Raw genomic sequence first — 16,006 nt, 5'->3', positions numbered from 1 at the left:
ATCCTTATGAGTTTTAAGAAGAATTACTTAATTACATCTTATCTATTACTGTTCACCGTGTTATTATCGGGCATAACGCTCATGAACGGTTGTAAACGAAAAACCAGTGAACCCTATAAATTAACCGGTAATGTTTTGGTTGACGGACAAAATCTTGCACAGTTAAAGTGTACGCGCTGCCATGCTCTTGTACCGGTAAATGCCCTGAGTAAAGATGTTTGGGAAAGGCATGTGCTGCCCTACATGGCCAGTTATATGCATATATCACTTTACGGACCTACTTATTTTAAAAGAAATGTGGCTGATACTACCGGTGCAACCTTACAAGAGTGGCTCACCATAGTTGAATATTATAAAAAAGCCGCTCCGGATACCATCGTGGCAGCCAAAAAGCCCACCCCTTTGTTGGCTGATTGGGCCGGATTTACCTTAAAAAAACCAGCGCCAGTAAACTATACAAGTTTTACCACCATGGTGGCAGTTAATCCGTATACACATAAGCTATATAGTGCCGACTTTACGAATGCGAAACTGCTGGGCTGGGATAGTAATTTAAAGCCAGATTCATTGGGTACCTTACCATCGCCAGCAATAAATGTGGGTTTTGCCAAAGATACTGCCGGTAATAATGCGGGATACTTTTCATGTGTTGGCCGTTTGGAGCTTGCTGATTTTCCTAATGGCAAAGTGGTAAAAGTTAACCTTGATGCCAAAGAGTTAAATAACGACCAAACATTTGTGGCATCTGATTTGCCACGGCCGCAGCAAACCGTATTTGCCGATTTTAATAAAGATGGCCTTGCCGATATGGTGGTTTGCGGGCAGGGTAAACTTAAAGGCGGGGTTTTCCTGCTAAAACAAAATCGTGATCATTCGTATACACAGGAAACTATTTTTAATAAACCAGGTGCAGTACAAGCCGTAACCGGCGATTTTAATAAAGATGGCTGGCCCGATGTAATGGTGTTGATAGGCAGTGCCGATGAAGGCCTGTGGCAATTTTTAAACGATCACAATGGTGGTTTTACCACAAAGAACCTGTTACGTTTCCCGCCGGTATACGGATCTACCAGTTTTCAGCTGGCTGATATGGACCATGATGGTAATCCCGATCTGATATATACCTGTGGTTATAATTATAAAGACTCTCGAAGGATAAAACCTTATCATGGCTTATACATTTATACCAATACCGGCAATTGGAACTTTAAACAACGTTGGTTTTATCCAATTAACGGCTGTACAAAAGCTGTAGCTGTTGATTTTGATGGCGACGGCGATCTGGATATTGCTACAATAGCCTTTTTTGCCGATATGAAGAATACCCCGGAAGAGGAGTTTATTTATTTTGAACAGAACAACCCCTTTGATTTTAAGCCACATGCCATTCCAGTAAGCCAGTATGGCCGTTGGATGTGCATGGATGTAGCCGATCAGAACAATGATGGTAAGCCTGACATTATATTAGGCAATTATTCCAGCGGTTTTATGTTCATACCTGGTTTTAAACCAACATGGGATAAAAGCTTGCCTTTAATAGTGCTCGAAAATCATATCAAAAAATAAATATAAAAGCTGCACCCTGCTGTGTTTGCAAAATGGAAATGTGTACATGATTAAAAACTACAGGTTGCCGGTAAATAAGTTAGGCATATTAATGGTTTTGACGCTTGCAGTTGCCACACTGAACAGTTGCGGTAATAAAAGTAATACCATAAGTAATGAAGAATATTTAGCCCAGGGTAAAAAATTGGCAGCCGTGCATTGTTCAAGCTGCCATCAACTACCTGATCCGTCATTGCTGGATAGTTATACCTGGGAAACAGGCGTTATGCCGGCAATGGCTCCCAAATTTGGATTTAAGAGTTTTATGGGTAGTTACCTGGTATCGTCAACAACAACCATATCTAAAAATGATTGGTATAAGATTTTAACCTGGTATAAAACGGTATCTCCTAAAAAACTGCTTATGCCCAAACCTAATGCTGTAAAGGATTGGGCCATATTCAGCCTTAAACAACCCCAACATGTTGATCATAAAGGGCTGCAGGCTATGACAAGCATGGTTGCTTATAACCCCAACGATAATTATATTTATACCGGTGATGTAGGCAGTAAACTATACAAATGGAACAGCAACTTGCAGCCTGCATTGGTTAAGCAACTTCGCTCACCCGTTACCGATGCCGTTTTTTTTAAAACCGGATCTGAGCCTAATGGCGCTGTTTTAACCTGCGTAGGAATATTACCACCCAATGAAGAGCTTAAGGGCCAATTGATAAATATTAGCTTGAGCAGCAAATCAACAAACAACAACACCAAAGTAATTACAGATAGCCTGCCGCGCCCGGTAAAAAGTACCTACGCCGATTTTAACAAGGATGGCCTGATGGACTATGTATCTTGCGGCTTTGGGCATAATCAGGGGGGCTTATACCTGGTGCAGCAGCAAGCCAATCATCAGTTTAAACGAAAAGTAATAAGGGCCATACCTGGTGCCACCCAGGTATACACCGGCGATTTTAACCACGATGGCTGGCCGGATATTGCCTGCTTATTTGCCCAGGCCGATGAAGGGGTTTGGCTGTTTTTAAATGATAAAAAAGGCGGTTTTAGCACTCAAAACCTGCTTCGCTTTCCATCAGTATATGGTTCAAGCAGTTTTCAGTTAATTGATATTAACCACGATGGCCAGTTGGATATTTTATATACCTGCGGAGATAATAATGATTTTTCGCCAGTGCTTAAGCCTTATCATGGGGTATATATTTTTACAAACCAGGGTAACTGGAAATTTAAACAAACCTATTTTTATCATATTAATGGCTGCTCAAAAGCTGTAGCTACCGATTTTGATCATGATGGCGATCTGGATATAGCCGTTATCGCCTTCTTCCCTGATTTTAAATATCATCCTGAAGAAGGCTTTACTTATCATGAACAAACCAGCCCCGGTAAGTTTAAAGTTCATGAGATCCCCATTAGCAGGTATGGCCGCTGGATATCAATGGATGTGAACGACATTGACCATGATGGTAATATGGATATTATCCTGGGTAATTTTTCGGCAGGGGCAAAGGGGCTTATGATCCAAAAAGATGTTGAACCCAACTGGGATCTGTACGAACCCTTGATCATGCTTCACAATACCCTAAAAAAGAGGCTGTAAAAGCGCATTAAGCAGCAATAGTATAATGAAATGATAAATAAGTACATTATTAACTTGCTGTAGGTTAGTTAGTTTTGGGTTGTTATTTATTGCTCTTGAGCCACCGCAAGCATCCTGCATTTTTATGCTGATCAATCGCTTACGGTGGGCATATTTCTAAAACTATTTTTGATGAAAAAAACTATTCATGCTGCTTTAGGTGTTTTTGCCATATGCATACTGCCTGCTGGTGTATTTGCACAATCGGTACCGGTAAAACAGGTTAAGTTAAGTAATTTCGATCTGCAATCCTCTGCACTGATTAGTGCTGCCGGGGCCGAACTATCAACCACACAATACCATTCGCCGGTTTATTGGTTCCCGGTAAAAGTTCCCTCAACAGTGCTTACCGGTTTGGTAGCTAATCATATTTATCCCGATCCATATCAGGGTTTAAATAATATGCTGATCCCCGATGCATCTGATCAGTTTAACAAGGAGTACAACCTGGAGCAGTACAGTCATTTGCCCAATGACCCTAATCCCTGGAAAAAACCATACTGGTACCGTACAACATTCAAAGTACCAGCCGGCGATAAAGGCCGTAGCTTTCAACTCATATTTAAGGGTATAAATTATCGCGCTGCTGTTTGGCTCAACGGAAAGCAGATTGCCGATAGTACCCAAATGGCAGGCATGTTTGCCGAGCACAACCTTGATGTTAGCGGCGCTATTAACGCCGGCGGGGATAACGCGCTGGCCGTAAAAATATATCCCCTCGATTATCCGGGTTATCCAGCAAAAGAACAATTAAAAGCTTTAGGTCCGTTTTATGAAAACGGCGGTCCAACGGGTGATATTGGTAAAAACGTTACCATGCTTTGCTTAGCCGGTTGGGATTGGATACCACCCGTGCGCGACCGTAACATGGGTATTTGGCAACCTGTTTTTTTGCGTACAACAGGCGCCGTAACTATAGGCAGGCCAAAGCTGGTAACCAATTTACCTAACCTGCCCGATACCAGTATAGCCAAACTATCCTTAAACCTAACGCTATCAAACAATACTCCGACTGCAAGTAATGGTAAGCTCAGCATCAGCATAAAACCGGAGAACTTTGCCGGGCTGCCTGTTCAGTTTACCCAGGCTATTGCGGTAGCTGCAAATTCGGCTAAAGCGGTAGAGTTAAACGCGGATAAGATTAGCCAGCTGTTAATTAAGCAGCCTAAGCTATGGTGGCCAAATGGTTATGGCAGGGCAAACCTTTACCGCATCAGTTTGCAATATGCCGATGGTAAGGGTATTAGTGATGATACTACTTTTGTTTTCGGCATTCGCACGGTGTCGTCAAAGGCAACTGATGTAAACAGTTTTGTTCGCCGTGATTTTTATGTAAATGGTAAACGGGTGCACCTGGTAGGCGGCGCCTGGGTACCCGATATGTTGGTAAACCGCGATTCGGCCCGTTATGATTATGAACTGCACCTTTGTCGTAATGCCAACGTGAACCTGGTACGCATTTGGGGTGGGGGAATTACACCACCCGATGCTTTTTGGAATGCCGCCGACAAATATGGGCAAATGGTATGGTCGGACTTCTGGATCACCGGCGATACACAGGGAGAGTTTAAAGGCTCACCCGATTGGCCGCTGGAAGGAAATGTATTTATAAAAAACATAGAAAGTACCATTTACCGTGTCCGTAACCATCCCAGCTTGTTGGTGTGGACAGGGGGTAATGAAGGGCATGCCCGAAAGGAATTATATGATGTGATGCGTAATGATATCATCACACTGGATGGTACAAGACCGTTCATCCCAAGTTCATCCGGTTTTGCCAAATTGCCTGCAGGTTGGAAAGGCTCATGGCCCGATGATATGCCATCTGGTGTTTACAGCGGCGGCCCTTATGAGTGGAAAGATCCCAAAGATTACTATAAGCTGGCTAATGCAGGCAAAGATTGGGTGTTTAAAGATGAAACCGGACTGCCATCGCAGCCGCCCTATACCACCTTGCCTAAAATAATACCCAACCTGGTTTGGGATACCACACTGCCCTTCCCCCTTAACAATACCTGGGGATACCATGATGCAGCTACCGGCGCGGGTAAGTATGATAAATATTATGACGAAATGGTAAAAAGGTATGGCAAGCCAAACAGCATCGTCAATTTTTCGGACAAGATGCAGCTCATGAACGCCATAGGCTACCAGGGCATTTTTGAGGCCGATGGGCATAAACTTAATGAAACAGGTGGCGTAATGCTCTGGAAACTTAACGCGGCCCTGCCCAGCGTAATATGGCAAATATATGACTGGTACCTGGAACCTAATGCGGGTTACTATGCCATGCAAAATGCCTGTGAACCTGTACATATCCAGTATAACTATGATAACTCATCCGTAGCTATTATTAACCGTACGCACCATGCCACCGGTAGCCTCATTGCTACTGCCGATGTTTTTGATATCAACAGTAAACTGATCAAATCAGCAAAAGCTGAACATGTGGGCCTGGTTACAACCGGCACACAGGAAGTTATTCAGTTAAAAGATATACTGACGGGTACACAGGGTGTTAGTTTTGTGGTGCTTAACCTGAAAAATGGAGCCGGCAAAACAGTGTCGCACAATGTTTACTGGCTATCGGCCAATGACGATTTTACATCATTAAATGATATGAAACACGCGCAGGTGCAGGCTAAGGTCTTAAAAACAGAGAAAGGTACAAGCGAAAACAAGTGGACCATTCAATTTACCAATAACTCCGGCCAACTGGCATTTTTTGTTCGCCCGCAACTCATGAGGAACACTGAAGAGGTAATGCCAAGCTACTGGACGGGTAATTATTTTTCACTGGCTCCGCACGAAAGTACAATCGTATCGGTAAGTGCGCCAGTGGCCAAATTAGGCAACCAAACACCAACTGTGCTATTAGAAGGCTGGAACCTGGATAAACAAGTAATTATATTGCCGGCTAAGTAAAACTGCGATTAAGATTATAAAAGAAGACTTACGAAGTTTTTAAAACTTCGTAAGTCTACACATCCTCGTATTTTAGCTGCGCGATTTTACACTGCCCGGTATAACAAAAATTATCTCCACATCCGTCAACACAAAACCTAACTTTACTTTGTAAAATAAAATGCTATGAACACTGCCGATATATTGATAATAGGGGCTGGCGCGGCGGGGTTGACGGCTGCGTATGAATTGGCTAATGCAGGTAAAAAAGTAATTGTACTGGAGGCACAGGATCGTATTGGCGGCCGTATACATACGCATCATGAAGGTGCATCTTCAAAACATATAGAGCTGGGTGCCGAGTTTGTACATGGCGATCTGCCTGTTACACTTGGCTTGTTGAACGAAGCAGGTATTAAATACAACCCGGCATCAGCATCAATGTACAGGTATGATCAGGGCAAATTTACCACCAACGAATATTTTATTGAACATTGGGACCTGTTGATAGATAAGCTAAACAAATTGAAGCAGGATACAAATATCAACGGATTTATGCTAAAAGAATTTCCCGGCGATAAATACAAAGAATTGAGGGCATCTGTAAGACAATTTGTATCTGGCTATGATACCGCCGACCCCCAAAAAGCCAGTTGCTTTGCCCTGCGCAAGGAATGGCAAAACGAGGATGAAAATGCCCAGCACCGCATTGAGGGTGGATATTGCAGATTGATGAACTACCTGGCAAACGAATGCAAAGTCAATGGCGGCGAAATATATTTAAACGCCATTGCAAAAGATATTTACTGGGAACCGGATAAGGTTAATGTTATTACAGCCGATGGTATAACGTATCACGCGGGGAAAATAATACTGGCTATGCCGCTTGGGGTTTTACAGGCAGGAGGCGGGGAAAAGGGCGGCATAACATTTCATCCGCCAATTAAAACGCATCAGGAAGCCATACAACAAATGGGTTTTGGCGCTGTGATAAAAATAGTGCTGGAGTTTGATGAAGCTTTTTGGGAAAATAAGCAAACTGAAGCAATGGCGGGTAAAAGCCTTAAAAGTATGGGTTACCTGTTCTCGGAGGAAGATATACCTACCTGGTGGACACAATTTCCTAATCGCTCAACCATATTTACCGGTTGGATTGGTGGCCCGGATGCCGAAGCTAAAAAAGATCTGAGTGATGATGAAATATTGGTGCAGGGTCTGCAGTCGGTTGCCAATATCTTTAAATTTAGTATAGATGCGCTGAAAGTGCGAATTAAATCATGGCATGTGGTTAACTGGACAGCCAAATCCTTCAGCCGCGGTTCTTATGCTTATGATACGGTGGATGCCCCCAGCGCCCGCGGAATACTTAATACTCCGGTTGATAACACCATATTTTTCACAGGAGAATATCTTTATGAAGGCGCTGCGATGGGTACGGTTGAAGCAGCTTTAACCAGTGGAAAAAATGTGGCTAAATTACTTATCAATAGTTGTACTTAGACTTTATTTCATTCATGACAACATCATGAGGTGTTGTTCTTCCGTGTTTAATGTCTTCTAATCCTTCTTTAATCGCTTGTTGAAGAGCTATTTCATTTTTTAGATCGGCAAGGGCACTTTGAAGTTTTTCCACTTCGTTTAGTTCCAGATTGGGTAAAGAACCTATGATATCTTCTATCGATAATTTTACTTGTACAGTAAGCATAATCAAATTTAACTAATTTATCAGTAACAAACAGACTGATATTATGGCTTCCAGTGATTTCCTGATACGATGATCATATCCAGCATCTTAATGCTGTTATCATAATAATCATAATCCTTAAGCTTAAAAGCCACCAGGTAATCCCATAGTTTATTGAGCCAGGGCTGGTTACTTTTGTCAACCATTGCCGATACGGTGAAGGGGGCTATAAAGCTCAGCGCTTCAAAATATCTGCCTTTAATATCATTACCGGCCAGTGTGTATCCCGCCGAAATATTGTCCGGATTGCCATCAGTAGTTTCGCGGATCCAGCGGTTTATTTTATCAACCATCACTTTTGCGCGCTTATCACCATATAGTAAATAATCGCTTGCTATACGCCAGGGCACACGACAGGCATTGTAATTATAATAACCATCATAAGGCGATTCCAGGTAATTGGGCTGTGCTGGTCGTGGGTTTTTATTGATGCCCCTGATAAAGTCGGATATTATACCTGCGTCTGGACTATATTTATTTTGCATCAGGCTAAAAAGCTGGTAATTGCTGTTGATCGTTTTTTGCCATTTTCCGTTTTGTAAAACATTTTCAAAAGCCTTAAAATGGGCGGGCATAAAGTCTGACGAGCGCATGTCAAAATAATCTTTGCTATCATGCTCAATGGCATCACTTAGCAAAACAGCGTATGTTTTAGGGTTTATTTCATGCTGCATGATGGCGGCAATCATATTGAGAGCTTCCTGCAGGTAATTGATACTGCCCTTATTGTCCCATTGCTTAGCGGCCAGCAACAGCGAGTAAGCAATATCCATATCACCATCGGTAGCGGTGCTGCGGTCAAGATCCTTGCAGTTTTTACCTTGCGCCCATGCCATTAGGTAGGGGGATGTTTTAGCCGGATGTGCTTTGTAATAATTGTACAGACCATCAAAAGTAGTTTTGGCGGCCTTATCATAACCGGCCATTAGTACCGTGATCATCATACCATAACCCTGACCTTCAGAAACGCATTCCTTGCCTTTTTTTTCAAACCAAATGTAGTATTGCTCCTTATTACAACCGGGCTTTACATAGCGTGTTTTCCATTGGTCATAAAAAGTACACACCTGTTTATCCAGTTGCTGTTGCGGCAAATGACTGGGTTTTATAGCGCCGGCGGCATATATACTATGCTGTGGAAACGGCTTTAACGCCACTTGTGCATTAACCTGCCCGCTTATAAAAAGCAAAAGCAGCAGGTAATTAAACCACTTGTAGTTCCCGTAGTTCTTCAAAGCTTTCCTGCTCCATGCACATTTGATTTTCAGCAAAATACAATTTAAGGCATGATAAAAAATTTTGTATAACTGGCGTATCCTTACAGGTTGCTGCATACCATGTTCTTTTGGCAACGCTATGGTGCAGGGGTTTGGCTACAATATTCCTGTTAGCCAGGTATGGTCTTACAATCCAGTCGGCCATTACGCTTATACCCAGTCCGGCATTCACCATTTCAATAGTGGCATCGGTATAATGTATGCGATTTAGTGTTTTAGGTTTTACGTGCTGTTCCTGTATCAGGGTTTCAATAAGCGGTGTATCCTGGTAGGAGGGGTCATAAAGAGCCAATATCAGGTCCTGGTCCCTAAAATCGCAAATGTCTATCACCTCTTTTTGAGCAAGCGGATGATCTGCCGGAAGAATGGCATTCAGTCTGTCTTCAAAAATTGGTTCATAATTTATTTTTGTATTTACCATTTGGGTGCGCACTATACCCAGGTCAAGGTCGCCGCGCATCAGGTATTCCAGCGGGCGGCGGGTGGCGTCAGATACGATGTTGATATTAATATCGGGCCATTGGCTTTTAAAGGTTTTAATTACCCCGGGCAACCAGTGGTAGGCGGTATAACATTGCATGCTGATATTGAGTTTACCAGTTTTGCCGTTCTTATAATTATTAATATCTTCTTCCATGCCTCTGATCTCAGCAATTATTTTTTCAGAACTCCGCAAAAAACGGTAACCAATCTCAGACAAATGTAATTTTTTACCCTGGCGATGAAAAACTTCGATATCTAACTCCTTTTCAAGCTCCTTTAACTGGTGACTAAGGGCCGATTGTGTAAGGTGCAGTGCCGTAGCTGCTTTAGTTAATGTTCCTTCTTTTGATATGGTATCAACCAAACGAAAATGATGAAGAGCTATATTCATTATTAGTTTTGCTAATGATTGTAACAAATTTAATTCATTTTTTTCATAATGTAAAATACTGATACCTTTGCTGTGTACAAAATACACAATATGTTTAATCTACCTTCAAAACAATTACTTCTGTTTGTAGGTGTTTTTTCTGTCTTCCATGCTCAGGCTCAGCAAAAAGTTTTAAATATCAAAGATGCTGAACAAATGGCACTCGCTAATTACGGTACCATCAAATCCAAAGCAAATCAGCTAAATGCTGCTAAGGCAAACTTAAAAGAAACACGCACAGAATATTTACCCGATGTAAGTATTTCGGCCCAGCAGGATTACGGAACTGCCAACGGCCAAAACGGGCCTTTGTATGGCTATCATGGTTTATCTGTGGCCTCGTCGGGCCCTACATTGCCCAAGCAAAACTGGAACGCGGCATTTGGTTCGCTATATCTCAGCAATGTAAGCTGGGATTTTTTTAGTTTTGGAAAGTCTGTTGAAAAGGTTAAAGTACAGCGCTCCATAGTTTCGCTTAATGAAACCGACCTGATACAGGAACAATTTCAACATGAAGTGAGAGTGGCAAGCACTTATCTTAATTTATTGGCCGCCCAGCAGCTGGCAAAAGCTCAGCAGGACAACCTTAACCGTGCCATTGACTTGCAAAAAGTGGTAGTAGCACGTGTTAAAAATGGCTTAAACCCCGGGGTTGATTCGTCACTGGCTAATGCCGAGGTATCAAATGCTAAAATTTCTTTAACCAACACTTTACAAACGGTACAGGATCAGAGCAATCAATTGTCAATTTTCCTGGGCATCCCGTCGCAGGATTTTGTGCTTGATAGTGCTTTTATCACTAAACTGCCTGGTAACCTTGGTACACAAAGCACCGTGCAATTAGGCGATCACCCGGAACTACGGTTTTTAAAGAACCGCATAGGTGTGAGCGATCAGCAGGCTAAGTATTTAAAAACATTTGCTCTTCCTACATTCAGCCTGTTTGGTGTTTACCAGGGCAGGGGATCGGGCTTTAACTCTGATTATAGTACCAATTTAAACAGCTACAGCAGCAGCTACGGTGCCGGTGCCAACCCAACCCGGTATAATTACCTGTTTGGTGTGGCCATGGTCTGGAACCTGACTAATCCGTTCAGGGTGCATTACCAGGTGCAATCGCAGAAGTATACTTCAGAGCAATTTAAAAATGATTATGACCTTGTTGAGCAACGCCTGGAAGCACAGGAGATACTGGCTGAAACCCGCATAGGAAATGCTTTAAAAAATTATCATGAAGTACCGGTTGAAGTTTCGGCTGCAAGTGATGCGTATAAGCAAAAGTACACCCTGTATAAAAACGGCCTGGCCAATATAGTTGATTTTACGCAGGCTCTTTTTACTTTGAACCGGGCCGAGGTTGACCGCTATATAGCTTTAAATAATGTATGGCAGGCTTTACTGTTCAAGTCGGCTGCCACCGGCGATTTTGGCATATTCATCAATAATTTTTAATAACAGATTATACATACATAATGGGAATGATAAAAGGGGCGCTTCAAAAACCAATTACCATATTGGTTATAGTAGCCGGACTGTTTTTTTTCGGGATCAACGCGGTACGTACTATCAAGATAGATATCTTTCCTGATCTTAATTTACCGGTTATCTATGTATCCCATCCATACGGAGGTTTTACCCCAAACCAGATGGAAGCATACTTCGGTAAGCAATACGTTAACTTACTGTTATTTGTTTCAGGTGTTAAAAGTATCGAAACCAAGAACATTCAAGGGTTAACATTAATAAAAGTTACTTTTTACGAAGGTACTAACATGGCCCAGGCCGCGGCCGAGGTCACGAGTTACACCAACAGGGCCCAGGCCGCGTTCCCGCCGGGATCACAGCCACCATTTATTTTACGTTTTGATGCTTCAACCCTGCCGGTAGGTCAGTTGGTATTGAGCAGCCCTAAACGTAATAACAACGAATTGCTTGATTATGCGCTGGTATACGTGCGTTCGTCATTTACATCTATTCCGGGTTTGGTTGCACCGGCACCTTTTGGAGGTAACCAGCGTACAGTAGTAATTAAGGTTGATCCGGGTTTGCTGCGTTCGCATAACTTAACACCCGACCAGATCGTTGCGGCCTTACGCGAAAATAACCTGAACACCCCTGCAGGTAACGTACGCGTAGGTGATTATAATTACCTGGCGCCAACAAACACCACTATTAAAAAGATCTCGGATTTTGGCGATATCCCTTTATATAAAAACGGTATCCAAACCGTGTTTTTACATGATGTGGCCACTGTTGAGGATGGCGCCGATATTACCCAAGGTTACGCCTTGATAAACGGTAAACGTTCGGTTTATCTGCCAATTACCAAATCGGCCACGGCGTCAACATGGGATGTGGTTCAAAACCTCAAAAAAGCACTCCCTCGGTTCCAGGCTTTATTACCTGATGACGTGAAGCTGTCGTTTGTGTTTGACCAATCAGTTTACGTTATAAACGCGGTAAAAAGTTTGGCCGAAGAGGGAGCCATTGGAGCGGTACTTACCGGACTGATGGTATTACTTTTCCTGGGCGACAGGCGCGGGGCATTAATTGTAATATTAACTATCCCAACCTGTATCATATCAGCCATATTTTTCCTGTCGCTTTTCCATCAAACTATCAATATCATGACTTTGAGCGGGCTTTCGCTGGCTATTGGTATTTTGGTTGATGAATCGACGGTAACTATCGAGAATATTCACCAGCATTTTGATATGGGTAAACCCAAGGCTTTGGCTATATGGGATGCCTGTAAGGAGATAGCTTTTCCTAAATTGTTGATCCTGTTTTGTATCCTGGCGGTGTTTGCGCCGGCCTTTACCATGACCGGCATACCGGGAGCGTTGTTCCTGCCACTGGCTTTGGCTATTGGTTTCTCCATGATCATATCCTATTTCCTGGCTCAAACCTTTGTGCCCATCATGGCCAACTGGATCATGGTGAACAAACATGAGGATCACAGTCACGCAGATGGTTTTGCTTTAGAAGACGAAGGCGAACCCTGGGAGCAAAAAGAAAAAGCCATGAAGAGGGCGCTTGAACATACCGGAGGCAAAGTAACCCGCTTTGACAGGTTCAGGGATGGTTTTATGCGCTTAATGGACCGTATGTTGCCTAAAAGAAAACTTTTGGTAACGGTTTATGTAATTGGTGCATTTGGATTAGCCTTTTTACTGTTCAATATCATAGGACGCGATGTATTGCCTAAAGTTAACTCAGGTACTTTCCAGGTTCGCTTACGTGCGCCGGATGGAACACGTTTGGAACGTACCGAAGTAATTGCAGTGAAAGCCCAGCATATATTGGGAGAGATTGTGGGTAAAAATCATATTGCCATAACCTCAACTATGGTTGGTTCGCATCCAGCTTCGTTTTCAACCAATCCAATTTACTTGTTCATGGCTGGTCCGCAGGAAGCCGTAATGCAGATCAGTTTAACCGAAGATTATAAAGTAAAGAACCTGGATGACCTGAAAGAACGTTTCAGGAATGCGATACACAAACAGTTGCCGGGTATAAAACTTTCTTTTGAACCAATAGAGTTAACCGATAAAATTTTAAGCCAGGGATCACCAACACCTATTGAAATTGCCTTATCCGGCAAAAACAAGGTGCAGAACCAGGAGTACGCCTTTAAAGTATTGGATAAACTAAAAAAGATAGATTATTTGCGTGATGCGCAGATAGGCCAGTCATTTAATTATCCATCTATCGATATTAATATTGACAGGCAAAGGGCTGCACAGCTGGGTGTAGGGGTAAATGATATTTCACGTTCGCTTATTGCTTCTACGTCGTCATCAAGATATACCGAAAAAAATGTGTGGCTTGATGAAAAGGTTGGTTTAAGTTACCAGGTACAGGTACAGGTACCTGAGTTTCAGATGGCCAGTTTAAATGATGTTAAAGAGATCCCGGTATTAAGCAATCAGTCGAGACCCGTTTTAAGTGATGTTGCAGATGTTAAAACAGGTGTAACCAATGGCGAGAATGATAATATTGGCGCTATACCTACACTGTCAGTTACTGCAAATTTGAATAATAAGGATCTGGGCACAGCCACTGACGATGTGCAAAAGGCCATCAACTCCTTAGGCAAACTACCTCGCGGATTAACCATTGAGCTGCGTGGAATGAGCCAGACGTTGACATCTACTTTAGATAGCTTACAATCTGGGTTACTGGTAGCTATCCTGGTGATATTCCTGATGCTGGCAGCCAATTTCCAATCGTTCAAAATGTCGTTCGTGGTATTGTCAACAGTGCCCGCGGTATTGTTTGGTTCATTGTTCCTGGTTAAAATAACGGGGGCAACGCTCAACCTGCAATCGTACATGGGTATGATCATGTCTGTAGGTGTATCCATATCCAACGCGGTGTTGTTGATAACTAATGCCGAAGAGTTGCGCAAGCATAACGGCGATGCGCTAAAATCTGCCCGCGAAGCCGTAGCTTTGCGTTTAAGGCCAATATTAATGACAAGTTTGGCCATGATAGTAGGTATGATACCTATGGCATCAGGTTTAGGTGAAGGGGGAGATCAGACCTCGCCGCTTGGTCGTGCCGTTATTGGCGGACTTATAGCTTCAACCTTTGCCGCTTTGTTAATATTACCATTGGTTTTTGCCTGGGTACAAGGCAATGCCTCCACTCAATCTGTTTCATTAGACCCTGAAGATAAAGAAAGTAAATTTTATGTCCCTTTGCATCATCATGAACAAGCTTAAAAATAAATCAACCCTCATGCTTGCCGTATTAGCGGTAGCCATCAGTAGCTTACTGAGTGCCTGTCATTCAGAAGAAAAAGAAAAAGAAAGCGCGGAAGAACAACAGGAACAAGCTGTTGAAACCCCTTCGGTTGAGCTTACCCCGGTTAAAAAAGGGAAGCTGAGCAGTACGGTTACCGTTCCCGGCGAACTGATTCCTTACCAACAGGTCGACCTGTTTGCCAAGGTCAACAGTTATGTTAAAAAATTGCTGGTTGATATAGGTTCTGAAGTGCACCAGGGGCAATTGCTGGTGGTTTTAGAAGCACCGGAGATCAATTCGCAACTGGCAGGGGCACAGTCAAGAATAAAACAACAGGAAGCAATGTACTATGCCAGCAAGGCTACTTATGACAGGTTGTTAAGCACCAGTAAAACTCCAGGTACGGTATCACTAAATGACCTGGAACAGGCCGAGGCTAAGAAAAACTCAGACTTTGCTAATGTTGAAGCTGCAAAATCGGCCTATACAGAAGTTTCTGCCAACCTCGCTTATCTGGAGATCAGGGCCCCGTTTGATGGGGTGATCACCAGCCGTAATGTAAACTTAGGCGCTTATGTTGGCCCTGGTGGTAAAGGATCTGATCCGTTGTTTACTTTGCAGGACCAGAAAAGGCTACGTTTGGTGGTATCAATACCAGAAAACTCAACCGGAGGCTTAAGTAACAAAAGCGAAGTAAGTTTTACGGTAAAGGCATTGCCAAATGAAAAATTTACCGCACAGGTAAAACGCCTTGCCGGTGCGCTTGACGAAAAGCTAAGATCAGAGCGTTTGGAAATGGACGTATATAATAAAGATAAAAAATTGTTGCCTCACATGTTTGCCGAAGTGAATGTGCCTTTGCCGGGTGGCGACAGTACTTTTGTTGTTCCTAAAACCGCTGTGGTTACCTCAACCGAAAAGGTTTTTGTAATTAAAGTGGTAAACCATAAAGCACAATGGGTTGATGCTAAAAAAGGTTTTTCATCAGGCGACATGATCCAGGTTTACGGCGATTTGAAAGCCGATGACAAACTGGTAAAAGTTGCTACCGATGAGATAAGGGACGGATCAACTGTGAAAGATAATAATTAGTTGATAGGGTTGGATTGAGTTAATTCGTTGACTGATTTATTGACGTTTACATCCCGCTTTGCGCCAGCAGAGTGGGATGTAATGTTTTAAGGGGTAAAGCAGGCCTGTCATCCTGAGCT

Annotated in this window: 10 protein-coding genes; 7 read left to right on the top strand and 3 right to left on the bottom strand. The window is 42.9% G+C overall.

Going from position 1 to position 16,006, the window contains the following annotated elements:
* The first annotated feature begins 6 nt into the window (after positions 1-6).
* The 4 genes from AC1DRQ_RS08300 to AC1DRQ_RS08285 all read left to right on the top strand — a co-directional run bounded on the left by AC1DRQ_RS08300 (position 7) and on the right by AC1DRQ_RS08285 (position 7,612).
* Positions 7-1,566, top strand: a complete 1,560-nt coding sequence (locus AC1DRQ_RS08300; protein ID WP_477423547.1) for an FG-GAP repeat domain-containing protein — start codon at positions 7-9, stop codon at positions 1,564-1,566.
* 46 nt (positions 1,567-1,612) lie between these two features.
* Entirely contained in the window at positions 1,613-3,169 is a 1,557-nt protein-coding gene (locus tag AC1DRQ_RS08295) for an FG-GAP-like repeat-containing protein (protein WP_477423546.1), read from the top strand.
* 171 nt (positions 3,170-3,340) lie between these two features.
* On the top strand, positions 3,341-6,133 hold the full coding sequence (locus AC1DRQ_RS08290) for a glycoside hydrolase family 2 protein (protein ID WP_477423545.1): 2,793 nt from the start codon (positions 3,341-3,343) through the stop codon (positions 6,131-6,133).
* A 165-nt stretch (positions 6,134-6,298) separates the two neighbouring features.
* Positions 6,299-7,612 carry a flavin monoamine oxidase family protein gene (locus AC1DRQ_RS08285; protein WP_477423543.1) on the top strand — a complete coding sequence of 438 codons (1,314 nt, stop codon included), beginning with the start codon at positions 6,299-6,301 and terminating at the stop codon, positions 7,610-7,612.
* On the opposite strand, the gene AC1DRQ_RS08280 is transcribed toward AC1DRQ_RS08285, so the two are convergent.
* From AC1DRQ_RS08280 to AC1DRQ_RS08270, 3 genes are read right to left on the bottom strand one after another with little or no spacing between them, the layout of a single operon-like run.
* A complete protein-coding gene (locus AC1DRQ_RS08280) occupies positions 7,596-7,817 on the bottom strand; it encodes a hypothetical protein (protein WP_429394879.1) in 222 nt (73 codons plus the stop codon). The two genes, AC1DRQ_RS08285 and AC1DRQ_RS08280, sit on opposite strands and share 17 nt — an antisense overlap.
* A gap of 41 nt (positions 7,818-7,858) precedes the next feature.
* Complete coding sequence (locus AC1DRQ_RS08275; RefSeq protein ID WP_477423542.1) at positions 7,859-9,127, bottom strand: family 8 glycosyl hydrolase; 1,269 nt, start codon at positions 9,125-9,127, stop codon at positions 7,859-7,861.
* Positions 9,060-10,007: a LysR family transcriptional regulator gene (locus tag AC1DRQ_RS08270; RefSeq protein ID WP_429394883.1), complete on the bottom strand. Its 948-nt coding sequence runs from the start codon at positions 10,005-10,007 to the stop codon at positions 9,060-9,062. Before AC1DRQ_RS08270 ends, AC1DRQ_RS08275 begins: the two co-directional genes overlap by 68 nt.
* Positions 10,008-10,097: 90 nt before the next feature.
* On the opposite strand from AC1DRQ_RS08270, the gene AC1DRQ_RS08265 reads away from it, so the two are divergent.
* Genes AC1DRQ_RS08265 through AC1DRQ_RS08255 form a run of 3 tightly spaced genes read left to right on the top strand, consistent with a single transcriptional unit; the run spans position 10,098 to position 15,887 of the window.
* Positions 10,098-11,498, top strand: a complete 1,401-nt coding sequence (locus AC1DRQ_RS08265) for a TolC family protein (protein WP_477423541.1) — start codon at positions 10,098-10,100, stop codon at positions 11,496-11,498.
* 20 nt (positions 11,499-11,518) lie between these two features.
* Complete coding sequence (locus AC1DRQ_RS08260; protein WP_477423539.1) at positions 11,519-14,773, top strand: efflux RND transporter permease subunit; 3,255 nt, start codon at positions 11,519-11,521, stop codon at positions 14,771-14,773.
* Positions 14,760-15,887: an efflux RND transporter periplasmic adaptor subunit gene (locus AC1DRQ_RS08255; protein ID WP_429394889.1), complete on the top strand. Its 1,128-nt coding sequence runs from the start codon at positions 14,760-14,762 to the stop codon at positions 15,885-15,887. The genes AC1DRQ_RS08260 and AC1DRQ_RS08255 overlap by 14 nt, the downstream gene beginning before the upstream one ends.
* Positions 15,888-16,006 lie beyond the last annotated feature (119 nt).

The organism is Mucilaginibacter sp. P4_E8 (assembly GCF_056401495.1).
This window is presented reverse-complemented; position numbering and strand designations above follow the sequence as displayed.